Origin of the sequence: Rhodophyticola sp., assembly GCF_965284195.1 — a bacterium.
GTDB lineage: Bacteria > Pseudomonadota > Alphaproteobacteria > Rhodobacterales > Rhodobacteraceae > Rhodophyticola.
Window position 1 is genome coordinate 1179512 of sequence record NZ_CBDIRM010000001.1, and the last position, 22448, is coordinate 1201959.

Here is a 22448-nt window from a genome sequence, read left to right on the forward strand (position 1 = left end):
CTGAACGCATGGCTCCATGCTATCTTGCATGACATCTTTGACTGGCCCTTCGCAGCAGCAGCCCCGTCCGTCCCGGACGGTCGATGCCGCGCGGATCAAGGTGGCGCTGGTGAAGGTGTCGAAACTTGTCGTCGAGGATGTAGCGTTCACACCTGTCTTCGAGCGGCTCGAGGCGGAACTGGCCGCAGCCATGAAGGAAGAAACGCGTCTCAATGACGCTCAGCGTCGGGCACGGGCCTTGCTGGGTCAGAAGGCGATGCGGGCGACGAGCTCGGCGACGTGTTCCAAAGACGCGCCCTTGCCATATCGTTCCCGGTCCAATCGGTGACCGAAAAGGTCACGCCGGATGCGGTCGTCGATCCCGGCGGCGAGCATGCGGTCCTCGAAGGAGTGGCGCAACGAGTAGAAGGAGTGGCGCGGCGTCTCGAGCAGACCATTCACCCGAAGGAATTTGTTCACAGTCGCGCTCAACGTAGCGCTGTCACGATAGCGGGGGAAACCCTCGGGGAATTCCTTGAAGGCCGCGAGCGACACGCCAACGAGAGGGATCACGCGGCGGGCGTATTGGCTCTTCAACTGACGGCCTGTCGGTTCGATCGAGATGTGAGGTACATGGCCCTCCAGCCTGATCGTGTCCGCGGTCAGCGCCGCGCCCTCGGACGGTCGGTAACCGGTGTTGATCATCCCCAGCAGCAGGCCGCGCGCTTCGTCGTTCAACCCAGCCAACGCGCTGGGGGCGAGCAGACGCTGCACAATCCATTCGTCGCTAAACGGCGGCCGCGTTCTTGCCTCACCCTCTTTGAAGGATAGTTCGCCGAGCGGCAGCACCAGGCCCAGCCGCTTCATCGTGTTCACGGTCTTCAGCACGTCGCCCAGGTGGATCAGATCCTTATTGGCGGAGTTCGCGGTGACCTCTCCCGCCTCGATCCGGTCGAGCCAATGCTGGCGGAAGTCGAGCATGTCGTCGCGGGTGATGTTCGCGATCTCCTTGTCGCCGACGACCGCGACGAAATTGCGGATCGCCTTCTTGCGTGGCGCTTCCCAGCGGCGCAGCTGGTCCTCGCTTTTGCCGAAGGTCTTTTCCCGGGCAAGTGTCCAGTAAAGCTCAAGTGCCTTGCTGACCGTGATCTGGGGCTCCGGAGCGGTGCCGAGAAGGGCGGCGGCCTCGACGGGGTCGGGCTGGTTCGCGGGGGCCGGAATGGCCTCGACGCGTTCGACAACATCTTCCACTGGAAGCTTGGCGACAGCACCCGCGTCCAAATACCGAAAGCCCCGGGCCTGGGCGAGGTCGCGGGCAGCCTGGTAGCGGGCTTCCGCATCCTCGCTGTTCCCGGCCAGACGGGCCTCCCAAGCCTCGACCATCTGGGACCACGCGCGATCCGCCTTGCTGTGGGCGACCGTCTCCGAGTCGGTATGCAGGCTGATCCAGACCGTTTCGCGCGGCTCAACGCCCCGATACCGGCGCGGCACGCGGCGGCGGAGATGGTAGAGACGGCCTCGTTTTGCGATGCTCATGGCGGAAATCCTCCGCGTTTGTGCAGCAAATTGTGTAGCAAAATGTGCAGCAAATCAAGCGGACCGAACACCGCCATCGGTGCGAAAACGCCGAATTTCTCCCTACTATCATCGAGTTATGATCTAGCGATTCTGAGGAAAATGGCGGAGAGACAGGGATTCGAACCCTGGGTAGGCTTGCACCCACAACGGTTTTCGAGACCGCCCCGTTCGACCACTCCGGCACCTCTCCGCGCTTCATGGGGGTCGTGAAGCGGGGGAATAACGGCAGGCGCGAACTCGCGCAAGGGGGCGTGAACATCTTTGGCCGTCGTCCCGCGCGGGTGGGCAGGCGGCGCCTCGCTCAACTCTTCGAGACATTTGCGTTTTGGCGGTGGATTTCCCCCCGCCCGTTACCCATGTTGATGGTCAATCCGGTCTTCCGGTCATCACGAGGAGAACCCATGCTGCGTGCCCTGATCACCTGCGCCGCGCTTATGTTGCCGGCATTCACCGCGCCCGGCGTGGCCCAGACCACCCCGGACGCGCCCCTTGAGGCGCAGGTGGTGCCCAATAGCGTTTTGGCGCGCGAAAACCCGGATCTTCACGCGCTTTTTCAGGCGATGGGGCTTTATGACGTCCTGGAGATCATGTCGATCGAAGGGATCGAATACGGTCAGGATCTCGAAGCCGAGATGTTCCCCGGTCAGGGCGGTGCCGCATGGCGGGCCATGGTGTCCCGGATCTACAATCTGGATCGCCTCACATCCGCCTTCGAGACCGCGCTGCCCGCCGATGTGTTCAGCGAGGAAGAGTTCGCGGAGCTTGCCGCGTTTTTCGCCTCCGATATCGGGCAGCGGATCGTCGAGGGCGAGGTTGTCGCGCGGCGCGAGATCATGGACCCCGTGGTGGAGGAGGCGGCCAACATTATCTATCGCGAGGAGCTGGCCGCGATGAGCCCCCGGCTGGAGCTGCTGGAAGCCTTCAACGAAGCCAACAGCCTTGTGGATCTGAATGTCGCGGGCGCGCTCAACTCGAATTTCGCCTTCTATCGCGGGCTGGCGGACGGTGATGCGTTCGAGATCGACCTGCCCGAAGACATCATGCTGGCCGAAATCTGGGGGCAGGAGCCCGAGATCCGTGAGGAAACGGTGCTGTGGCTCTATTCCTATCAGTTGATGGCCTATGACGAGCTGAGCGACGCGGATGTGCAGGCCTATATCGACCTGTCGGAAAGCCCGGCGGGGCAGGCCCTGAACCGCGCCCTTTTTGCCGCCTTCGATGCGATGTTCGAAGCCGTCAGCTACGATCTGGGCGCCGCCGCCGCGCTTTTCGTCGCGGGGGAGGAAACATGAGGGAAGAGGGCAGGGGGCCGCGCCGCGGTTTGCCGCCGAAACAAGGGCCCGACCCGCTTGACAGGGGGCTGTGCCTGAGGCATACGCAGGCCTCTGTCGCCGTGGGGGGAACCTTGCGGCGGTTTTGATTTGTCAAAGATGCCCCGACCGGGGCACGCAGCCCGAGGCGCGGCCAGAGCCGCGAAAACACCCGGATGACGGGGGCCACAGGGCGCGGGGTAGAAGGAAGACGATATGTTTGCGGTCCTGAAGACCGGTGGCAAGCAGTACAAGGTGCAGTCAGGCGACGTTCTGCGCGTTGAAAAGCTGGCCGCTGCGGCGGGTGATACCGTTCAGTTCAACGAGATTCTGATGCTTGGCGGCGATGCGCCGGTCGTGGGCTCCCCCAATGTGGCGGGTGCCGCGGTGCAGGCCACGGTGATCGACCAGATCAAGGGCGAGAAGCTGATCCACTTCGTGAAGCGCCGGCGGAAGCATTCGTCGAAGCGCACCAAGGGACACCGCCAGCAACTGACCCTGTTGAGGATCACCGAGATCCTTGAGAAGGGTGCGGAGAAATCCGGCGTGATGGCGGCGACCGGGGCGGGTTCCGCTCCGACAGTTGCCGAGCCAGCGCCGAAAAAGGCAAAGGCCGCGCCGAAAGCGAAAGCCGAACCGGCGGCCGAGGCGGCTCCGAAAAAACCGGCTACGAAGAAGGCCGCGCCGAAAGCCGAAACTGCCGGTGGTGACGATCTGAAACAGCTTTCCGGCGTTGGTCCGGCGCTGGAGAAGAAGCTGCATGCCGCGGGTGTCACGACCTTCGCCCAGATCGCGGGCTGGAGCGAAAGCGATATCGCCGAGATGGACGAAAAGCTGTCGTTCAAAGGCCGCATCGAGCGTGAAGGCTGGGTAGACCAGGCCAAGAAACTGGCCGAGTAAGGAGAGAGACACATGGCACATAAAAAAGCAGGTGGCTCTTCGCGCAACGGGCGCGATTCAGCCGGGCGTCGTCTGGGTGTGAAGAAATTCGGCGGCGAAGCCGTTGTTCCGGGCAACATCATCGTGCGTCAGCGCGGCACCAAATGGTGGCCGGGCCAGGGCGTTGGCATGGGCAAGGATCACACGATCTTCGCAATCGACGAAGGTCACGTGTCCTTTGCCAAGGGCTTCAAGGGCCGTACCTTCATTTCCGTGATGCCGCGCGCAGACGCAGCAGAGTAAGCCGAGCCTGAACATAATTCAGAGGGGGTCGGCGGAAACGCCGGCCCTTTTTCATTTCGGACATAACAAGGCGTTACACCCCCTTGTGTGCCCGCAGGCCGATCGCCACCTGAGGAGGGAGGCAAGGGGCCAAGGACATCTGGTTCGAGGAGGGGACAGGATGAAACAGGAAGCCATCATCGCCCAGGCCGTGATCGACACGCCGCGCTTTGTACTGCGCCCGGTGCGCGGCTCCGATGCGGGTCTGATGAAGATGTATACATCGGACAAGCGCGTGGCCGAGATGACGACGACCATCCCGCATCCACTGCCCCCGGGCGCGACGGAGATGTTCATTGCCGGCGCGCAGGCGGGCGACCGGAGCGAGCATGTCTGGGTCATGGACGCCTCGAATGCGGGCGGATCCGAGCTTCTGGGCGTGATCTCCCTTCGGCAGATGGACCGGGGCCAGTCGGAGATCGGCTACTGGATTGCACCGGGGATGTGGAACACGGGTCTTGCCTCGGAGGCTGTGAAGGCTCTCGTGGAGGCCAATCCGCTGGAGAACTCTACCATCTTCGGCAGCGTGTTTCAGGACAATCCGGCAAGTGCCCGGGTGCTGACGAATGCAGGGTTCGACTATCTAGGCGATGCGGAGGCGTTTTCCGTCGCCCGGAACGCCAAGGTCGCAACATGGACCTATCTCAAACGCCTGTAAGCAGCGGGTGGGATGCGCCGGACAGGCCGCTACTGAAGCGACATCTGGGATTGCGGGGCAGGGTGCGGTGGCTCCAGCAGGAAAATCTGGTTCAGGATCGAGGCCTTGCGCACGGCCTGCGCCGTTGTTTCGACCCCCAACGTGTCGCGTGCACCGCGCAGGTGCTTCTCCACCGTGGCCGCGTTGCGTTCCAGAAGCAGGGCAATATCCTGGATGGTCTTGCCATCGGCCACGAGTTCCAGAACCTCGGTTTGCCGGCGGGTCAGCATCCGGCTTTGCCCGGTGGCCGGCAGTTGTGAAATGCACAGATGGGCCACGTGGTTGATGATCTCGATGATCTCACCATCGCGTTGCCAGATCGCATCCACATCGTCCTGATCAAGGCCCTCGCGCGCGGTCAGGCCGATTCCGGCGCTGGCGTGCTTGATGGCCATGGGAAAGCTGATCGTGTAGCCGGCAACGAGCCCGAAACGCTGATTGAGTTCAAATACATGACGCTCGCCCGGGCTCATCTCCCGGCGGGCGACTTCCTCGCGCACCTGCCGCCAGCTCACCGCGCCGACATTGCGCGCCGCCCATTTCATCATCGGACCATCCCGGAACAGCCCTTTGTTGACATATTCCTCTACGTAATCGGTCGGATGATTGGTCAACAGGAGCGCATCTTCGGGATTGCCGAGTGTCTTGAGGTTACGGAAGGCGCTATAGGCGTAAAACAGACGGTCGAAGCCGAACTTTGCCATGACACGCGTGTGGTGGGCCCACAATTCCTCGACCGAGCGCATCGCAAGATAGGGTTGCAGCCGCTTCATGTGCCGTGCCTCAGATGTTCGGCCAGCGCCCGCAGCGCAAGCGGATAGCCCGCCGCGCCGAACCCCGCAATCACGCCGACACAGACGCCCGCAATCATCGAGCGATGCCGGAATGTCTCACGGGCGTGGGTGTTGCTGAGGTGCAGTTCGAGCACGGGCAGGGCGGTTGCGCTGATTGCATCTCGCAGGGCGATCGAGCTGTGGGTATAGGCGCCAGCGTTGAGCACAATGCCGTCGAAGCGACCGGCGGCGTCCTGGATCGCGTCGACCAGGGCGCCTTCATGGTTCGATTGTTGGAACTGCACCTCGACGGAGATCTCGCGGCCTGTCTTGACGCAGGCCGCCTCGATATCGGCCAGCGTTGCCGCTCCATAAATCTCTGGTTCCCTCTGACCGAGAAGATTGAGATTGGGCCCGTTCAAGACCAAGATTTTCATCACATTCCCCAATGTTGTTAAGACTATAGATTGGATAGATAAAAGATGTCGAGCCGGGCGCTGATCCGGCGTTGCAAATTTCAGATGCCGACAGAATACGAGCGGAGTTATACTAGAATATATCTGCGTTCTATCAAATGGTTACGGGAGGACGTTGAAATCGTCTTTGCCGTCTTGCATCAGCGTGCACGAGCAGTTTTGAAACACCGATCTGCGGGGCGCAGGGTATCCAAGGTGATTCAGCCCAGAGTTGTGCTATGTCACGTCAGGGATCGATTCTACCGTCATTTATTTACATAATCATGATTATGCGCCAAATGGCTTAGCTGAGTAGGCCCTTGCCTATGGGTTGCCACTAGACCTAGCGGTTATAACGCTACCCTGCAACCCTATTTTGAATCGCGCCGGGTCCTCTCCTCGATGTCGTACGCTTATAACCTTGAAATTATGCGCCCTCAGAATCGGGTCGCCACCCGGCCGATTCCGATCCGATCCACGAAAAAGCCCTCAGCTCTTGGGTGAGCTGAGGGCCAGTTGACCGCGCTGGATGACGTCAGCGCGGCCGGCACCCGGTCAGAAACGCCATTTCTTCTCGAAAATCGAAAACGCGATCCCCGTCGCGGCGGTGATCCCGCCGGTGACCGTCGCCCATGTCTGCTCGTCGGTATAGCCCTCCGCGAGCAGCCAGCCGCCCGCTACGGTCAGGCCGTGGCGGACAATCGAGCCCGCCATTTTCTGGATAAACATCTGTCTCAACATACTGCTCTACTCCTTTGGTTTGTGGTGGAAAAAAACCTCTTCGATCCGGTTGACCCGCGCCACGATGGTATCGAACCGGTGATGCAGGGACCGGACGGCCTCGGCCATGCCGCCGATGCGCAACCAGATGCCCGACAGAACACCGATGGCGATGATCGACAGCGCCAGATTGATCCACTCTGAGACTGCCTCGGTCATTTCAGCGCCCCGGCGGATTTCAGCGCCTGATAGGAGACGTAGACGCCCCCCGCGATCGCGGCCCATTTCAGCACCTCGGCGCTGGCCTGTGCGGCGTCTCCGGCCTCGTCCAACGCGCGCTCCGCGAGGTAGAGGCCGCCCAGAGCGACACCGCCCCAGAGGATCAGCGGCACCGGCATCAGAACAAATCCCGCAAAGCGCGGGTGACCTGATCAACCGTCAGATGCGACCTGTTCAGGCCGTCCCCGGCGTAGTAGCTCTGCCCGCGCGCGGGTCGGCCACGCTGGTCTTCGGTGAACACCGGGAACGACGCCCATTCCTGTGCCAGCCGCTGCCCGAATGTCGTTTCGTCAATGCGGCCCGACAGAAAGTCGCTCAAGCCGCGCCGCTCTAGGAGCTGATCGGCCAGCCGATCCTGCGTCTGCCGGTCGAACCGATCATTCCGTGACACGTGGCCTTCTGCTACCAATCCGGCGAGAGTGGGCCGAATGATCTGGTACTTGCCTGCCGCGCTCGATGGGCTGCCGTTCCGCACCACCTGTCGCTGCCAGTCCAGCACCTCGCCCACGGTCATACCCGTCAGATCGCGTGGCCGCTCGGCCCTCGGGATGCCGCCAAAAACCTGCCCATAGCCCTGTGGGGCCTCAACACTCCCGATCAGATCGCGCAGCCCTCGGGTGCTGCCCCGTCCGGCGCGCCGCGAGGGCCGTCCCGCCCCTGAGCTGCCCCGTGGGGCCGGTGCGCCGCCCTTCGGCACCACAGCGCCCCCTGCCCCCGGTGTGGTGGCTGCGCCCTTGCCTGAGCCGCCACGCGGCCCAAAGATGCCGCCCAGAAGGCCCCCAAGGCCGCGCCCGGTCGATGTCCTGTTGGTGTTGTTCATGATCCCGCTCAGTCCCATGTTGATCAGCGGCCCCCAATCGAAGCCACCGCCACCGCCTCCGGTGTCGTTTCCGAAAATCCATGCATCCCGCTCGGCCTCTTCCTGCGCTGCCCGAAAGAGGCGGTATTCCTCTGCGGCCTCGGCCTCGCGCTGGCGCATCACGAGGAGGCCCGCGCCGCCAACGCCCAGCAACATCAGGAGGCCAAGCGCCCTGCTCATCGCAGTTCCAGCCATGAGCCAATCGGGGTGCCCGGATGAGCGCGGTAGTAGCTGCCGGGCGGCACTGGAAACCCAATCGCATAATACCGGCCATTGGCCGCGATACTGTCTACCAGCTCCCACACCAGCCCGTCCTCGGACACCTCCATCCGATGATTGCTGCTCTGCCCTCCGCCGGTGGTGACAAAGATGGTGCGGGACGTGGTGTTCTGATAAGCCACGCCCGCCGCGCGCTCGGCCCGAACATTTTGCCAGCTCTGATTGACCCCCAATCCTGTGTTGGGCGAGGAAATCGAACTCATGGCGTGAATGCCCCCGTGGCCAGATTGATGGTGACCGACGCGCCGGTGTCGTTGCGAACGAACAGCGCGGCGGTGTTCTCCAGAATGATTGTCGCCAACGGCTCAATCGGCTGGCCGACGCCAGCCGCGCCCACCGCCCCTTGCAGGAACACGCGGCCTGCGCCCAGATTGGTCACAAGCGCCTCTTTTCGGTTCGCATCAGCGGGCAGGATTTGCGTTGCCGCGCCGCTCGGGCAAGCGACAGGCGCGGGCGTGGCAAATACCGATGGCCGCGCCTCGGTCACGTTCAGCGCCCCGCTGAAGGCGGCGCGGTCATCGGTGATATCACCACGCGCGAAGCTGAGTTGCACGGTCAGCTCCGAGTTGATCGGGTTCACGATACGCACCGACCGGAACCCCGCCGCCGCCGTCCGAAACCCTATGCCCTGGCTGAAATCTGACAGCGGCGATCCGTCCAGACCCAGCTTGAAATCATGGCTGGCCGACAGGCACTTGATCGCATCGCCTACGCGGTCAATCTGCCGTTCCCCGTTGGCGGGGATTGTGACAGTGAACGTGGCCAGTGTGGGGTGTCTCTGTGTCATTTGCCCTGCCCTGAAAACGAGATGATGGCGACGGCGATCAGCGCCGCCGGAATGCCGACCTGCACGAGCTGCTGGCTGAGCTGCCCGGCCTCGGTCTTGTTGTTCTGCTGCGTGGTTTCGAGCGCCGCCGCCAGCGTGGCCTGCGACTTGCCCGCCAGACCTACGGTCTCGGTTGCCAGATCGCTGATCCGGCTCACCACCACGTCCGCAAGCTCCCACGCCTCGTCAGTCGTAAGATCAAGCATCACGTCTCCGCCCGCGCTGACCCCGACAGCGCCGTTGTCACCCGCGACGCGGTGGTCGCTGGTGGCGGTGCTGGTCTTGCTGGACGAGCTGGACCGGCTCACAGGACGATCTCCATTTCGTAACGGCAGATCGCGCCACGGCTGGTCAGTTTCCTGCGTAGGCCGTCGCGGGTGGTCCAGCACCGGATTGCGCGCGCGCCGAGCTGACGGGCCATGAGCATGAACCGGCGATACATCTCCTCGGTCATGTCCGCGCCTTCGACCGGCAGGATCGCGGCGGCATTCACCACCAGATCGAAGCCGTCCGGCTGGTGATCGGTTGACCAGATAATCCAGCCGACCCGATGGTCGCCAAAGGTCACGGCGTGAAGAAAGAACTCCCCTGCCGCGACACGCGCTTGGAAGATCGCCAAGTCACGCTCTGTCAGATCCCGCATCAGGCCCAAATCGGCGGCGGTTTCATCTGTCCATTCGGCGCGGCGAAACCGGATCAGTCCCTGAGCATCAGCCATGTGATCACCCCCACTGCCAGCCATGGCAACGCGGTCTCGATCAGCCCGCGCTGCGGTTTGAAATTGAACGCGCCCGTCCCGGCGCTGCCGAACCCGCCGGACGCCTCCGAGACGGACGGGCCAGCCGTAAGGCTGAGCGGCGGTAGCCCCGGCCCCACCTCACATGTCCTTGGCGATGTAGTAGATGCCGAAGGCCCCCGCCGCGATCAGTGCCGCCGTCAACCAGTCGAAGCCCTCTTCGCCATCGGCCCACGACGCAGGTTGTGCCTGCGCGCCGCCCCGGTTCGAGCTGGCAATGCCGTTGAGCAGATCACTGCCCATTTGGCTCAGCGCGTTCTGAAAGCCGGTCTGGCCCTCGATCTGCGCGGTATTGATACGCGGATTGGCGCTGTTCGGGCCGACCGTTTTGCCCAGATTGCCGATAACACTGCCGATGCCCGATCCACTGCGCCGCGTGGCCCCGGTGGCGAAGGTTCCCCGGCGGGGATCGCCAGTTTCAATGGAGGGCGGATTGGACCCCATTGACCAAGGCAGGTTCTGGAAGCCCCACCCGGCCGGGTTGCCGCTGACCGTGCCAATGGCCGGCCCGAATGTCAGCGGAGTTTTGGACGCGCGGAGTGGCCCCTGCGGCCCGGCGGAAGCGAAGCGATTGCCCCAAGTAAGCATGATGATCTCCTTACAGCCGCGAGGCCACCATTGGCCCCGCGGGACAGGCTCAGCCGAAGGCCGCGCGCAGGGTTTCGGTGTAGATCGACACGGCGCCCGGCCCGGAGCCGGTGAAGGTCGGTTTGAGCCGGAAATCATCCACGCGCATGTCCAGCATCTCGGTCATGATGTCCTCCGTCAGGAAGTCCACATGGGTGTAACCGGTCTGCGGTGTCCGTCCGGCGGTTGCCTGATCGGCAGCACGCAGAAGCGCGTTGCTCTCCTTCACGATCCGGTTGTTCGAGATCACCTGAAGGTCCGAGATTGCCGCCGTGTCGAGATGCATGGTCAGCATCCCATAGGGGCCGGGCGAGAACATTTGCAGCTCCGCCTCGCCGCCGACGCTCTGGTTGTGGGCGTGGCGTTGCAGGCGCAAATGCGAACCCCAGTCGCGGGGCGGCGACCGCTTGGACCAGACGCGCAGATGATTGACCGTGATCCCCGCCTTCAGGTCGATCTCCATGGTCAGCGAACCGACTGTGCCGTTGGCCGTGCCATAGCTGGTGATCATCTGATCGGCGGTGGTCAGCATCCACGGGCGTTCGAGGAACAGCGGCAGAACGCCGGGCACAAGGGCCTGACCATGGTACAGGGCATAGGCAACCATGAACGATGCTTCTGCCTGATACAGGGTCTGGCCATCGACGATCAGTCGCACCTCGTCGATGTAGTCGCCCCAATTGGCAATCGGGACATCGGTCGCGACCGTGGAAACGTCCACGTTCATCTCGATATCGAGCCTGTCATAGGTCAGGCCCAGGGGGAGGTTCAGCGTGGCAGTCTCGCCCGGCACGATGCCAAGGGGAGTGGCCATTTTGCGGAGCGAGCGCACCATTCTCTTGCCCTCCCCTTATCCGCCGAGGCCGCGACGGGCCTCACCGATGACCGGCGCGTCGGGGAACATGTTCATGATGTAGCCGGCGGCGATGATGCCCGCGACCACGGTCAGAACAGCATTCACGTTCTGTTTCTTAAGCATAATATGACCTCTGGATATCGCCCGCTCGGGCGTGGTTCAGAGGACCAAAAAACTGGCGCTGGATCAGGATCAGAACGGTTCCCGAGATGATCCCGGCCACCACCATTTTCCCAAGCTGCTTGTCCATGTCAAAGGCCCTCGCTCGTTGTGAGTGAGGGCCTTATGACGGGTCCGATTCCGCCGGGTCAAAGCTACGTAATCTAACGATACCTTACGTAGGCTTTTTGCCGAATTTGAGGGTCTTCATTGGATCTACCTCGCCGCCCGCCGCCCGGAGATATTGAAGGTCGGCCTTGGGCAGATCGGCCACGGCGCAGCCGATCTCCGCCGCCGCCGCCTGTTGGTCGCGCGGTCCCTTTTGCCGAAACGCGACGGTGACGTTGCAGTTGCCTCTGAACCGCGTGTCCACCTCGGCAATCCGCTGCGACAGGCCGACCAGCGCAATCCCGTAATGGCGACCCCGGCTGCACAGCTCGGCAAAACCCGGCGATTTTGCGACCCCAGACCCCACTGGAAACGAGAGGTTCATTTCCTCCACGATCAGCGTCATGGTGCGGGCAGATCGGCCTTCCTTGAAGGGTTGCTGCGCCGCCATCATCAGCCTGCTGAGCGCGGATAGGGCCTGCGGCTCTTTCCCCACCGGCGGCACATAGGCCAGCCGAAATCCGGTCCAATTGGCCCGCATCTCGGCGCGCACGGCGTCCAGATCGCGGATCACCGGCATGAGGGTATACTCGGCCAGTGGGTCGAACACGACCAACCGTTTCATGCCAGCGATCTGCTGCTTGGTGAAGGCACTCTTTCCCGAACCAGACGCGCCCCAGACGCCGGTGCGGCCTACGTGAGGTGTTGCGGTCATGCGGCTTCATCCTCAGGCGGCAGCCAGTCGGTAGCCGGGTTGCCGGTGGCCCCACCCTGCCCCGACCTGCGGAACTCCGCTGGCCGCTCCTGCTCAGGCCGTGGCCCTGCCATGATCGCGCGGGCCACCATCACCTTGCCGATCAGGAACGGCACACAGACCAGCAAGCGGGCCAGCGTGTCGGAGCCGGGTTGGAGCGCCGCCGGGAAGTAGATTTCGAGCAGCTCATAGATCGCATCCGATGCCGCCCTAGCGCGGTGCTTTTCGTCGGTCTGGATCGCCAGCGGCTTGAATGCCGGAACGAACTGGCCGGGCAATCCAAAGGCGTGATCGAAGACCACATAAAAGGCGTCCTTGTCGATCTGCGCGCCGCTGTCCAGATCGGCCACCGGCTCGCCGTCATCGTCCAGTTGCACCACATCGTCAGGCGGGGGCCCTCGTCTTCGATTGAAGGCGCGCGGAATGCGTCGAGATGCGCCGCCTCATCGGCCTCGGCCTCCGGTGGCACGGTGTCGGGTTCGAGATCATCCGAAGAGGGCATTGGTGCTCTCCTCCGCCGGTTCAGGCTCCGGCGCCGGGCGTGGGGCCGGATCATCGCCGCCCGCCTCATAGGCGGCGATCATCTTGGCGCTGGCGGCCTTCCCCCACCGCTGTTGATGATTGCACGGGTCGCCGGTCTCGTCGGCCCATGGGCAGTAGTAGTAGGCGCAGCCGTTTTTGTTCAGCTTCACCTGCACCTGCTTGCCGCAACCGGCGCAGCCGCAGCGTTTTATCACCGTTTCGCGCGGTTTGATCTCAGCCATCCCCACCCAGCTCCTCGTCACGCCGCTCGATCTCGCGGGCCATCTCGCGGAAGAGCGCGGCGGCGTCGGCCAGCGCTTGGCTGGCCTGCTCTTTGATGTCGAGGACACCCGCATCGCGCAGGCGTTCGACCTTATGGTCGAAATCCCGCGCGCGCTCGCTCAGGGTGCGGCGATCTTTGAATGCACCCGACACCGTCATGCCTGCGGCTCCGGCGCGGGTGCAGGCTCCGGTGTCGGCTCCGGCGCGGGCGCGGGTTGCGGCTCCGGCGCGGCCTGTTCTTCGATGATCACGGGATCGGGCAGCGGCTCGGCCAAGGCGGCGTCGAGCGTGGCGGCCATGGCCACGATCAGCTCGTCTTGGGCGGCGTCGGCCTTCGCCTGTAACCCTGCATGGGCGAAGAAGGGCGCAGCTTTGGCGCTGGCCTTCAAGGTGCGCAGCTCGGCGGCGCGCTCGGAGAACGTCGGGGTGGTCATGTGGTCAGTCCTTCCTACGTAACAAGATGTAGGGTTGACATAGCACATTTAGTCCGAGCGTGAATCCCCTAAAGCGCCGAATCGGTTGCAGAGCTGGCGCGGCGGCGATCTACAGGTGGCGACCATCTCGGAGGGAAACCCATGCTACGTATCGCAATCGTGCTGATCGCCCTGGCCCCAAGCATCGCTATCGCTCAGCAACAGATCCGGACCAGCTCGGACGGGGTGGCCTATCGGGTCGATTACAACCAGCACGGCGCTGTGCTGACCGGCGGCGGCGAAACGATCTATCTCGGGCGGACGTGCGATGCGTTGTCCGGTGATCAGCTCGGGGCGTGGGCGTGGGCAAACGGGGGCTTTGTGATCGAACTGCCGGGTCGCGCACTCGGGTTCCCTCGTCAGGAGATCGCCATTCAAGACGATGGGCGTTGCTGGATGCAATAGCGGCACCTGCATGGCGGCCTACGCCTCAGCTGGCCCGTATAACGGCTAACCCTGCCACCCTTCCCCCTTCTCAGCCTGCCCGGCTTGTCGAGCCGCCGGACGGTCCCCGTGGGCGCTTTATGCCCATTTCGGGCGCGACCAGCGACCGGCCTTTCTCCCTTTCTTCTATCGCATCTATAGGGGGCGTTTTTTGTTCACCCCTAAGAGCCAGAATTTACCCCCCTTGGGGGGCAGATTTTACACCGGGGGAAGATTTTACCCCCGGTGTCGATTTTTCCCCCCTTTACGGAGCGCGGAACCGCCCCCCCCGCAGGGCTGGCCGGGGTGGCTTAGCTGTCCGTGCTGGTGATCGTCACCCGGCGCACCCCAAGGGCGGCCCTAAGCGGCTCGTTCAGTGCCGTCTCTGACACCCGGCTCGCAAGGAACCGGGTCGGAGCCTCTAGGTGGGCCTCCGCGTCGGTGATTTGGACTGCGCGCAGCGGCACGTACCATGCGGCGGCGCGGTCGCGGTTCTCGGCCCGCAGCGTCGTGAGCGCGGTTGCCCATCGGGCCTCCGTCTGCCCCCCCTGCCCCGCGTCTTGGGCGGGCGAGGCGCCCCCCTCCCCCACCACCCGGAAACGATATGTGACGGCGCGGTTGCGCCCGCCCTCTAGACCTTGTGTCGGGATGATGACGCCTTCGCGCCGGAGGTTGGTCAACGCGCTCTTCACGGATTTGAGGCACAGGCAGGTGTCAACGATCAGATCGGTCTTGGTGAGGGTGACAATCGGGGGGTCGGAATACATGTCGGCCCGCGAGATCATCGCATTCAGCACCAGCCGCGATGCGTGGCGGGCGAGGCTGGCCGCTGTGACCTGTTTCAGGAACGCCCGGTTGCGGCGGGCCAGCTCGCGCTTGTCGGGAAGGCCGCTCATTTCTTCGCCAGCTCCCCGGCAACGTCATCCGCGACAAAACCGAATGGCAGATTAGCGATGGAGCCGTCCTTTTCCATCTTCGTCCGCCAGACCGTCACAAGCGGTCGCGATCTGTTCATGAAGCGGGCTATGTCCGCATCGCTGTGGCCGTTCGCCACGCCCACGCGGATCACCATCTTTTCGAAGTCGGTTATATAGCGCCCCTTGGCCATTCCTGCCTTGCTCCACTGCCCCTCCCCCTATATAACGTGGGGGACCGATTTCGGTTCGGGGGCCACAGGTCTACTCGCGCCTGGCGCTGCGGACCTGTCGCCCCCACTTTCCCCATATTTTTCAGGCAGTTGCGGCACACTCAATCCTGATTATGCGAATATTATACAAGCACTAATGGCTTCAGTCGGAACTCGTTAATTGAGCTGGTCCTAGTATCCTGCACAGTTTCTCGGCCCTGCTAAGGTATATCGGGTTGTGTACTCAGGCCGCTTTCGTCAGTTCGATCCTCACTAAGTATGCCTCATCGGGGGTCCTCAGACCAAGTGCCGAGTGCGGGCGCTGGCGGTTGTAGAAGTCGATCCAACTGTCGACGACCCGCCCAGCCTCGAAGCCATCCGCGATATCCTGAAGGTAGACGGCTTCATATTTCATCGATCGCCAAAGCCGTTCAATGAAGATGTTGTCCATGCAGCGGCCGCGGCCGTCCATGCTGATCCGCACCCCGGCCTCGGTCAGAGTCGTGATCCACGCTGACCCGGTGAACTGGCTACCTTGGTCGGTATTCACGATCTCGGGCGGGCCATGGCGACGGATCGCCTCGTTCAGCGCCTCGACGCAGAAGTCCGCGTGCATCGTGTTCGAAAGCCGCCAAGACAGCACCTTGCGCGTCGCCCAATCCATGATCGCCACAACGTAAAGGTAGCCACGGCTGACTGGAACGAACGTGATGTCAGCACACCAGACCTGGTTCGGGCGGTCGATGGTCATGGTCCGCAGCAGGTAGGGATGGATCGGATGCGCCGGGTGAGGTTGGCTGGTCTTTGGCCTGCGATAGACCGCCTCCAACCCCATTCGACGCATCAGCCGCCGGATCCGGTGCCGCCCGACCGACAGGCCGTCACGCTTAAGCATCGCAACCATTTGTCGGCTACCGAAGAACGGATAGGCCGTGAACAACCGGTCGATCGACTTCATCAATGCCAGCGTGTCGTCGCGAACCGGCACGGGTCGATAATACAGCGACGACCGGCTGATCCCCAGGATGCGGCACTGCGCGCTCAGGCTGAGCTGCGGATGATCGGGCTGGACGATATTCTTGCGACGGCAGGGGCTCATGTCTTGAGCCCTTTGGCTAAAAAATCGTTCTCCACCGCCAACCTCCCGATCTTGGCGTGCAGATCCTTCAGCTCCGCTTCTCGGTCCACCGCGCCACCCGCCTTTCCGGCGAACACATCCGACAGGCCCTCCATTGCCTGCTTCTTCCAGGCACTCACCTGTGTCGGCAGCAGCCCGTGCCGCGCCCGCGATCTCCTGCACCGTCCTGTCACCACGCAGCGCTTCCAGCGCCACCTGGGCCTTGAAATGATCCGTAAACTTCCGTCGCTTCCGCGCCATCGTCATATCCCTTCGTCGTTGGGATACACCTTAGCTCACTGTCCAGTTTTCCGGGACCAGCTCAGACAATGCCATTTCTGGAAATTGTCCCGTTTGCGGGGACGACTTTGGCAGCCGTCGTTCTAGTGATAGCAATGGCCCTCATTGCACGCGACGGTCTTGCGGCACTAATTTCAGGGCTATTGGTCTGCGCAGTCGCTGGGACAACAGGTATAATGATCGTAGGGAGCTAACGGCAACCTGAACTCAAATCGGCAGCTATCTTACAAATAGGCCTGACCCAATCTTGCGGCTAAAAAAGCACAGATAGGTTGAGCTGAAACGCCATCTGGAAAGCTCAGAGCAGCTCCGCGGCTGAGAAAGATAAGGTCAAAACTAAATCGTTTCTCTCACCGGCCAAAACGCCGGTGTCCGGCAAACTCACATAAAGCAGTCGCTGGCGCGAACGCAGCGAAGGTTAGCTTCGTCCCGCATGTAAGACAGCGATCGCCTCATTCAGAAGATCGGCTTTTGAACGCAGAACTGGAAAACATCCTTTACGCAGAGTCTCATCAATAAAAAGTACTAAGTTTTTGATTTTGCACACACTGCAGTCTCAACATTAGAGAACTCCGACAGCTGCGCTCTGGTATCTCTCCCTCCGACTTGAAACCTGGTTCCGGGCGCGACAGCAGAGTGTCTGAGCGTTCAAACAACCGGTGGCATATCGGCAGTGAAGCCGTAGCGCTCATAAACACTCGTGACACGGGTCCGGGGTAATGTGCATGGGCTTCGGGTCTCAGGACCTTCGGGAGCGCGCCCAGTTTCAGTCAGCCCTATCGCTTGATGGCATAGCACACCAATCCCGCGTTCATGACGCGGGTTGGATGGTCCAAGAGGCTATATTTCAGTTAAATAAATCAAATTCTTACAAGACAAACCTAACCCAATGCATAGCCCGCGCCACGGACCGTACGGATCGGGTCATCGCTGCCGGAGCTTCGCAGCACCTTGCGCAGGCGGCCGACATGCACATCGACCGTCCGGCTGTCGACATAGATGTCGCGCCCCCAGACCCGATCGAGCAACTGCTCCCGGCTCCAGACGCGGCCGGGACGCTCCATGAAGGCCGTCAGCAGGCGGAACTCGGTCGGGCCCAGGGTCAGGGAGGCGCCGGCCCTGTAAACCCGGTGTTCGGTCATATCCAGAAGGATGTCGTCATATTCCAGCCGCTCGCCCACGGCAGCGGGGCGGATGCGCCGAAGCTGCGTGCGCAGGCGCGCCAGAAGCTCGGCCACGGAATAGGGTTTGACCACGTAATCATCGGCCCCGGTTTCCAGCCCGCGCACCTTGTCGACCTCTTCGGAGCGGGCCGACAGCATGATGACGGGGATCCGGCTTGTATCGGTGCCGTTTTTCAGCTGCCGACACACCTCGATGCCCGACACATGGGGCAACATCCAGTCCAGAATGATCACATCGGGAGGCGTTTCTCGGACCAGAACCAACGCCTCGTCTCCCGCCTCGGCGGTGACGACCTGAAAGCCTTCGGCGCGGATATTATAGGCCAGCACCTCGCGCTGCGCCGGTTCGTCCTCTACCACAAGTACCAGAGGTTCGCCTGCCATCTGTCAGCCCCCTGCCCCTTCTTCATAAGGTGTCCGATCCTGTTTCGGGCGGTCCTCATCGGGCATCTCGCCCGTTACCAGATAAATGACCTGTTCACAGATCGAGGTGACATGGTCGCCCATGCGCTCGATATTCTTGGCCATGAAATGCAGGTGCATGCAGGCGGTGATGTTGCGCGGATCCTCCATCATGAAGGTCAGGTATTCCCGGAACAACGCGGAATACATCTGATCGACTTCCAGATCGCGCTCGCGCACATCGGCAGCCAGATCCGCGTCGCGCTGGATATAGGCGTCGAGCGCGTCCTTGAGCATCAATTCGACGACGCGGGCCATGCGCTTGAGCGCCGTCGCGGTGCCGTTGATCGGTTGCATCTGGATCACGACCGAAGAGCGCTTGGCGATGTTCTTGGAGTAATCGCCGATCCGCTCCAGATTGGCCGAGACGCGGAACACGCTCAACACCGTGCGCAGGTCCGAGGCGGTCGGCTGGCGCAGGGCCAGGATGCGCGCGGCCTCCTCGTTCACCTGCTCTTCCAGCGCGTCGATCGCCTTGTCCCCGTTCTTGACCGTCAGGGCAAGATCCTCGTCGCGGGTCTCCAGCGCTTCGGCGGATTTGACGATACTGTCTTCGACAAGCCCGCCCATCTTCATGATCATCGCCTGAATTCCTTCGAGATCACGGTCGAAGGATGCGACGATATGCTCTTGATTTGCCATGTTTTTTGCCTGCCTCTTACCCGATACGGCCGGTGATGTAGCTTTCGGTACGCGGATCGCTCGGATTGGTGAAAATGTGCCCCGTCTCGCCAAACTCGACCAGTTCGCCCAGATGGAAGAACGCGGTCTTCTGGCTGACACGGGCCGCCTGCTGCATCGAGTGGGTCACGATGACCACGGAATAGCGGGAGCGCAACTCATCGATCAGCTCCTCGATCTGCGCCGTGGCGATGGGGTCCAGCGCCGAGCACGGCTCGTCCATCAGCAGAACCTCAGGGTTGGTCGCCACCGCGCGCGCGATGCACAGACGCTGCTGCTGCCCGCCGGACAGGCCTGTGCCTGGCTGGTCCAGACGGTCCTTCGCCTCGTCCCAGAGTGCGGCCCGGCGCAGCGATTTCTCGACGATCTCGTCAAGCGCGGCCTTGTCCTTTGCCAATCCGTGGATCCGCGGGCCATAGGCCACGTTGTCGTAGATCGATTTCGGGAACGGGTTCGGCTTCTGAAATACCATCCCCACCTTGGCGCGCAGCTGCACCGGATCGACCTTGGGGTCGTAGATGTCTTCGCCGTCAAGCATGATCGAGCCCTCAACCCGCGCCACGTCGATCGTGTCGTTCATCCGGTTCAGGCATCGCAGGAAAGTGGACTTTCCGCATCCCGACGGCCCGATGAATGCGGTCACGGTGTTGTCGACGATATCCACATCGACATCCTTGATCGCATGCGTGTCGCCGTAGAACACGTCCACCCCGCGGGCGGTGATTTTCAGGTCATTGGTGTCCACGTCGCGCTCCACTGCTCGCATGTCGTTCATATGTGCGTCCTCCATCGCGCTTACCAGCGGCGCTCGAACCGGCGGCGCAACAGGATCGCGACCGCATTCATGAAAATCAAGAACACAAGCAGCACGATGATCGCGCCGGACGCCCGTTCCACAAAGGCAGGGTCAGAGCGTTGTGTCCAGTTATAGACCTGCACGGGCAGGGCCGAGGCCGGGTCGAAAAAGCCGTCCGGCGGGGCGGAGGGGTATTCGCGCACGAAGGCCACCATGCCGATCAGCAGAAGCGGCGCGGTTTCGCCCAGGGCCTGGGCAAGGCCGATGATGGTGCCGGTCAGGATACCGGGCGCGGCCAGCGGCAGGACGTGATGGAACACCGATTGCATCTTCGACGCGCCAAGGCCAAGTGCCGCGGAGCGGATCGAGGGCGGCACGGCGCGCAGCGATGCCCGGGTGGCAATGATGATCGTGGGAAGCGTCATCAGGGTCAGCACGAGCCCGCCCACAATGGGTGCCGATTGCGGCAGCCCCGCGAAGTTGATGAAGATCGCCAGACCCAGGATCCCGAAGACGATGGACGGCACGGCCGCAAGGTTGGAGATATTCACCTCTATCAGATCGGTGAACCGGTTCTTCGGGGCGAATTCCTCAAGATAGATCGACGCCGCCACCCCGATCGGCAGCGCCAGCACCAGAACCACGATCATCATGTAGAACGACCCCAGGATCGCCACGCCAAGCCCGGCGGCCTCAGGTCGCTGGCCGGAGGCGTCGGGCGCCGTGATGAAGTTCCAGTTGAAGCGGGTTTCCATGACGCCCTGCTCGCGCAGCGCCTCGGCCAGAAGCAACTGCTCTGGCGAGACGTTGTTGTCGCGCTCGGCGCTGGCCATGGTGACGCGACCCTTGAAAAACCCGTCGATCCGGCCGCCGGCAAGCAACTCCAGTGTGATCGTCTCGCCCACGAGTTCCGGATTGGCCAGCACCATGGCGCGCAGTTGTCCGGGGGCCTCATCGGAGATCATGGCCGCCATTTCGCGGGGGCCCAGGCCGGTTTCGATCCCGATGGACTGCACATGCTCCACGAAGCTCTGCCCCAGAAGCGGCGCATAGCCGAAGGTGGTGACCCGTGCCATCTCGGCGGGGTCGCGGTTGCCCTGCGGGTCAAGCCGCTCCTCGGCCAGCGTCACCGGGAAGGTAATGAAGGTCTGGCGGAAGGAACTGAGACCGTTCGACAGGATCGAGGTCAGCAGCAGGATCAGCGCAAGGATACCGACGATCACGGCGGCCATACCATAGGCGCGGAACCGTGTTTCGGCACGGTTGCGGCGACGGGTCCGCTCATCCTGCTTCAGAAGCGAGGATGTGGGCGCCGTCGGCGAGGGTGCGGTTGCGTCGCTCATTCGTACTGCTCCCGGTATCTGCGCACGATGTAGAGTGCCATCACGTTCAGCCCGAGCGTGATGACGAAAAGGGTGAGACCCAGTGCAAAGGCGACCAGCGCCTCGGGACTGGAGAAATCGGTGTCGCCGGTCAGCTGACCCACGATCTTGACGGTGACGGTGGTCATCGCCTCGAACGGATTCAGGTCAAGCCGGGCCGCCGCCCCTGCCCCGAGCACCACGATCATCGTCTCCCCGATGGCGCGGCTGGCGGCGAGCAGGATCGCCCCCACGATGCCCGGCAGCGCGGCCGGCAGGATCACCTGCTTCACGGTTTCGGAATGGGTCGCGCCAAGGCCGAAGCTGCCATCCCTGAGCGACTGCGGCACGGCGTTGATGATATCGTCGGACAGCGAGGAGACGAAGGGGATCAGCATGATGCCCATCACGATCCCCGCGGTCATCACCGAAGAGGAGGAGGTGCCAAGCCCAAGCGGTTCGGCGAAGTAGTCGCGCAGGAGCGGGCCGACGGTGATCAGGGCGAAGAGGCCGTACACGATGGTCGGGATACCGGCCAGGATCTCGATCAGCGGCTTGGCTATGGAACGGACCCGGGCGCTGGCATACTCCGCCATGTAGATCGCGGCAAAAAGACCGATCGGCACCGCCACGAGAAGCGCGATGACCGATACATACATCGTGCCCCACAAGAGCGGCAGCAGGCCCAGTTCGGACGCATCGCTTTCGAAGGTCGGTGCCCATTCGGTTCCGAAGAAGAAATCCTGCGCGGGGTAGAGCTGGAAGAAGTTGAACGTCTCGAACAGCATCGACAGAACGATGCCGACAGTGGTCAGGATGGCGATGGTGGACGCAAGAACGAGGATCGTGAGTATCGCGTATTCGACCGTGTTGCGGGCGCGAAATTCCTGATGGGTGCGGGCATAGGCATAGCCCAGACCGAGTGCCGCCAAGATCAGCACGACGACGGTCATCATCTGGTTGCCGATCCGGTTCAGTTCGCGGTAGCGCTGCGCGGCATCCAGCACTTCCGGCGTCACCTCACTGCCAAGCGCCACACCGACCTCGCCGAGCCGCGACCGGACATTGGTGAATTCGGTGCGGATATTCCGCGCCTCCTCGCTGGTCAGCGCGCCCTGCTCGATCGCCACGTCCAGCCCTTCGGCCACGCGGCGCACATCGGTCATCACCAGACCGCGTGATCCGGCATCCTCGATCGCCGTATCGGTGATCATGGAGGTCACCTGCCGCTCGATCACCACGGGCTGCACGAACAGCCAGATGGTCAGCACCAGAAGCGCGGGCACAATCGTGAAGATCGAGACATTGGCCCCGTAATAGCTGGGAAGCGAATGCAGGATGCGGCGGTCGCCCCCTGCGCTGGCCATGGCGCGCTGCCGGCCGAGAACATAGCCCGCGACCCCAAGGCACAGGACGATCACGAGGATCCAAAGCAATGGCATATG

General features: G+C 62.7%; 33 protein-coding genes, 1 tRNA gene and 1 pseudogene. 5 read left to right on the forward strand and 30 right to left on the reverse strand.

The window, feature by feature from the left end:
- Positions 1 to 246 precede the first annotated feature (246 nt).
- Both ACQ651_RS05870 and ACQ651_RS05875 read right to left on the reverse strand, forming a co-directional pair.
- Entirely contained in the window at positions 247 to 1515 is a 1269-nt protein-coding gene (locus ACQ651_RS05870; protein WP_430448725.1) for a DUF6538 domain-containing protein, read from the reverse strand.
- 142 nt (positions 1516 to 1657) lie between these two features.
- Positions 1658 to 1747 (reverse strand) — tRNA-Ser (locus ACQ651_RS05875).
- Positions 1748 to 1958: 211 nt separating this feature from the next.
- On the opposite strand from ACQ651_RS05875, the gene ACQ651_RS05880 reads away from it, so the two are divergent.
- From ACQ651_RS05880 to ACQ651_RS05895, 4 genes are all read left to right on the forward strand, one after another.
- Positions 1959 to 2849: a DUF2059 domain-containing protein gene (locus tag ACQ651_RS05880; protein ID WP_375552332.1), complete on the forward strand. Its 891-nt coding sequence runs from the start codon at positions 1959 to 1961 to the stop codon at positions 2847 to 2849.
- A 234-nt stretch (positions 2850 to 3083) separates the two neighbouring features.
- A complete protein-coding gene (locus ACQ651_RS05885; protein WP_375552333.1) occupies positions 3084 to 3767 on the forward strand; it encodes a 50S ribosomal protein L21 in 684 nt (227 codons plus the stop codon).
- Positions 3768 to 3779: 12 nt separating this feature from the next.
- The gene (rpmA, locus tag ACQ651_RS05890) at positions 3780 to 4049 is read left to right on the forward strand and encodes a 50S ribosomal protein L27 (RefSeq protein WP_227287452.1); all 270 of its coding nucleotides are present in this window, start codon (positions 3780 to 3782) and stop codon (positions 4047 to 4049) included.
- Positions 4050 to 4209: 160 nt separating this feature from the next.
- Entirely contained in the window at positions 4210 to 4746 is a 537-nt protein-coding gene (locus tag ACQ651_RS05895) for a GNAT family N-acetyltransferase (RefSeq protein ID WP_227287451.1), read from the forward strand.
- 29 nt (positions 4747 to 4775) lie between these two features.
- Here ACQ651_RS05895 and ACQ651_RS05900 read toward each other — a convergent pair whose 3' ends face one another.
- The 20 genes from ACQ651_RS05900 to ACQ651_RS05995 form a co-directional block, all read right to left on the reverse strand.
- Entirely contained in the window at positions 4776 to 5558 is a 783-nt protein-coding gene (locus tag ACQ651_RS05900) for a helix-turn-helix transcriptional regulator (RefSeq protein ID WP_227287450.1), read from the reverse strand.
- Entirely contained in the window at positions 5555 to 5995 is a 441-nt protein-coding gene (gene aroQ, locus ACQ651_RS05905) for a type II 3-dehydroquinate dehydratase (RefSeq protein ID WP_430448726.1), read from the reverse strand. Before aroQ ends, ACQ651_RS05900 begins: the two co-directional genes overlap by 4 nt.
- Before the next feature lie 573 nt (positions 5996 to 6568).
- Positions 6569 to 6754 (reverse strand): hypothetical protein, encoded by a 186-nt coding sequence (locus ACQ651_RS05910; RefSeq protein ID WP_430448727.1) that lies wholly within the window; start codon positions 6752 to 6754, stop codon positions 6569 to 6571.
- A gap of 6 nt (positions 6755 to 6760) precedes the next feature.
- A complete protein-coding gene (locus ACQ651_RS05915; RefSeq protein WP_430448728.1) occupies positions 6761 to 6952 on the reverse strand; it encodes a hypothetical protein in 192 nt (63 codons plus the stop codon).
- Entirely contained in the window at positions 6949 to 7131 is a 183-nt protein-coding gene (locus ACQ651_RS05920) for a hypothetical protein (protein ID WP_430448729.1), read from the reverse strand. The genes ACQ651_RS05915 and ACQ651_RS05920 overlap by 4 nt, the downstream gene beginning before the upstream one ends.
- Entirely contained in the window at positions 7131 to 8051 is a 921-nt protein-coding gene (locus tag ACQ651_RS05925) for a hypothetical protein (protein ID WP_430448730.1), read from the reverse strand. The genes ACQ651_RS05920 and ACQ651_RS05925 overlap by 1 nt, the downstream gene beginning before the upstream one ends.
- The gene (locus ACQ651_RS05930) at positions 8048 to 8353 is read right to left on the reverse strand and encodes a hypothetical protein (RefSeq protein ID WP_430448731.1); all 306 of its coding nucleotides are present in this window, start codon (positions 8351 to 8353) and stop codon (positions 8048 to 8050) included. Before ACQ651_RS05930 ends, ACQ651_RS05925 begins: the two co-directional genes overlap by 4 nt.
- On the reverse strand, positions 8350 to 8937 hold the full coding sequence (locus ACQ651_RS05935; protein ID WP_430448732.1) for a hypothetical protein: 588 nt from the start codon (positions 8935 to 8937) through the stop codon (positions 8350 to 8352). Before ACQ651_RS05935 ends, ACQ651_RS05930 begins: the two co-directional genes overlap by 4 nt.
- Positions 8934 to 9284 (reverse strand): hypothetical protein, encoded by a 351-nt coding sequence (locus tag ACQ651_RS05940; RefSeq protein WP_430448733.1) that lies wholly within the window; start codon positions 9282 to 9284, stop codon positions 8934 to 8936. Before ACQ651_RS05940 ends, ACQ651_RS05935 begins: the two co-directional genes overlap by 4 nt.
- On the reverse strand, positions 9281 to 9694 hold the full coding sequence (locus ACQ651_RS05945) for a hypothetical protein (protein WP_430448734.1): 414 nt from the start codon (positions 9692 to 9694) through the stop codon (positions 9281 to 9283). Before ACQ651_RS05945 ends, ACQ651_RS05940 begins: the two co-directional genes overlap by 4 nt.
- A complete protein-coding gene (locus ACQ651_RS05950) occupies positions 9673 to 9852 on the reverse strand; it encodes a hypothetical protein (protein ID WP_430448735.1) in 180 nt (59 codons plus the stop codon). Before ACQ651_RS05950 ends, ACQ651_RS05945 begins: the two co-directional genes overlap by 22 nt.
- A 1-nt stretch (position 9853) precedes the next feature.
- Positions 9854 to 10360: a hypothetical protein gene (locus ACQ651_RS05955; protein ID WP_430448736.1), complete on the reverse strand. Its 507-nt coding sequence runs from the start codon at positions 10358 to 10360 to the stop codon at positions 9854 to 9856.
- Positions 10361 to 10409: 49 nt separating this feature from the next.
- Positions 10410 to 11234: a major capsid protein P2 gene (locus ACQ651_RS05960; RefSeq protein ID WP_430448737.1), complete on the reverse strand. Its 825-nt coding sequence runs from the start codon at positions 11232 to 11234 to the stop codon at positions 10410 to 10412.
- Between the two features lie 15 nt (positions 11235 to 11249).
- Positions 11250 to 11378 (reverse strand): hypothetical protein, encoded by a 129-nt coding sequence (locus tag ACQ651_RS05965; RefSeq protein ID WP_430448738.1) that lies wholly within the window; start codon positions 11376 to 11378, stop codon positions 11250 to 11252.
- Positions 11371 to 11505: a hypothetical protein gene (locus ACQ651_RS05970; RefSeq protein WP_430448739.1), complete on the reverse strand. Its 135-nt coding sequence runs from the start codon at positions 11503 to 11505 to the stop codon at positions 11371 to 11373. The genes ACQ651_RS05965 and ACQ651_RS05970 overlap by 8 nt, the downstream gene beginning before the upstream one ends.
- A gap of 84 nt (positions 11506 to 11589) precedes the next feature.
- On the reverse strand, positions 11590 to 12237 hold the full coding sequence (locus ACQ651_RS05975) for a zonular occludens toxin domain-containing protein (protein WP_430448740.1): 648 nt from the start codon (positions 12235 to 12237) through the stop codon (positions 11590 to 11592).
- On the reverse strand, positions 12234 to 12653 hold the full coding sequence (locus tag ACQ651_RS05980) for a hypothetical protein (protein ID WP_430448741.1): 420 nt from the start codon (positions 12651 to 12653) through the stop codon (positions 12234 to 12236). Before ACQ651_RS05980 ends, ACQ651_RS05975 begins: the two co-directional genes overlap by 4 nt.
- A gap of 108 nt (positions 12654 to 12761) precedes the next feature.
- Positions 12762 to 13040 carry a hypothetical protein gene (locus ACQ651_RS05985; RefSeq protein WP_430448742.1) on the reverse strand — a complete coding sequence of 93 codons (279 nt, stop codon included), beginning with the start codon at positions 13038 to 13040 and terminating at the stop codon, positions 12762 to 12764.
- Positions 13033 to 13239: a hypothetical protein gene (locus ACQ651_RS05990; RefSeq protein WP_430448743.1), complete on the reverse strand. Its 207-nt coding sequence runs from the start codon at positions 13237 to 13239 to the stop codon at positions 13033 to 13035. The genes ACQ651_RS05985 and ACQ651_RS05990 overlap by 8 nt, the downstream gene beginning before the upstream one ends.
- The gene (locus ACQ651_RS05995; RefSeq protein WP_430448744.1) at positions 13236 to 13514 is read right to left on the reverse strand and encodes a hypothetical protein; all 279 of its coding nucleotides are present in this window, start codon (positions 13512 to 13514) and stop codon (positions 13236 to 13238) included. Before ACQ651_RS05995 ends, ACQ651_RS05990 begins: the two co-directional genes overlap by 4 nt.
- 141 nt (positions 13515 to 13655) lie before the next feature.
- Between ACQ651_RS05995 and ACQ651_RS06000 the strand changes: the two genes are divergently transcribed.
- Positions 13656 to 13958, forward strand: a complete 303-nt coding sequence (locus tag ACQ651_RS06000; RefSeq protein WP_430448745.1) for a hypothetical protein — start codon at positions 13656 to 13658, stop codon at positions 13956 to 13958.
- 329 nt (positions 13959 to 14287) lie between these two features.
- Here the strand turns inward: ACQ651_RS06000 and ACQ651_RS06005 are convergent, their stop codons facing one another.
- From ACQ651_RS06005 to pstC, 8 genes and pseudogenes are all read right to left on the reverse strand, one after another.
- Positions 14288 to 14872, reverse strand: a complete 585-nt coding sequence (locus ACQ651_RS06005; RefSeq protein WP_430448746.1) for a hypothetical protein — start codon at positions 14870 to 14872, stop codon at positions 14288 to 14290.
- The gene (locus ACQ651_RS06010; protein WP_430448747.1) at positions 14869 to 15084 is read right to left on the reverse strand and encodes a helix-turn-helix domain-containing protein; all 216 of its coding nucleotides are present in this window, start codon (positions 15082 to 15084) and stop codon (positions 14869 to 14871) included. Before ACQ651_RS06010 ends, ACQ651_RS06005 begins: the two co-directional genes overlap by 4 nt.
- 262 nt (positions 15085 to 15346) lie before the next feature.
- A pseudogene (locus ACQ651_RS06015) lies at positions 15347 to 16480 on the reverse strand (IS3 family transposase).
- A 920-nt stretch (positions 16481 to 17400) separates the two neighbouring features.
- Entirely contained in the window at positions 17401 to 18087 is a 687-nt protein-coding gene (gene phoB, locus ACQ651_RS06020) for a phosphate regulon transcriptional regulator PhoB (protein WP_121898687.1), read from the reverse strand.
- 3 nt (positions 18088 to 18090) lie between these two features.
- Positions 18091 to 18807: a phosphate signaling complex protein PhoU gene (phoU, locus tag ACQ651_RS06025; RefSeq protein WP_227285915.1), complete on the reverse strand. Its 717-nt coding sequence runs from the start codon at positions 18805 to 18807 to the stop codon at positions 18091 to 18093.
- A gap of 16 nt (positions 18808 to 18823) precedes the next feature.
- Positions 18824 to 19621 (reverse strand): phosphate ABC transporter ATP-binding protein PstB, encoded by a 798-nt coding sequence (pstB, locus tag ACQ651_RS06030; RefSeq protein ID WP_121898854.1) that lies wholly within the window; start codon positions 19619 to 19621, stop codon positions 18824 to 18826.
- A gap of 20 nt (positions 19622 to 19641) precedes the next feature.
- Positions 19642 to 20985 (reverse strand): phosphate ABC transporter permease PstA, encoded by a 1344-nt coding sequence (gene pstA / locus ACQ651_RS06035; protein ID WP_227285916.1) that lies wholly within the window; start codon positions 20983 to 20985, stop codon positions 19642 to 19644.
- Complete coding sequence (gene pstC / locus ACQ651_RS06040; protein ID WP_430448748.1) at positions 20982 to 22445, reverse strand: phosphate ABC transporter permease subunit PstC; 1464 nt, start codon at positions 22443 to 22445, stop codon at positions 20982 to 20984. Before pstC ends, pstA begins: the two co-directional genes overlap by 4 nt.
- Between the last annotated feature and the right edge of the window lie 3 nt (positions 22446 to 22448).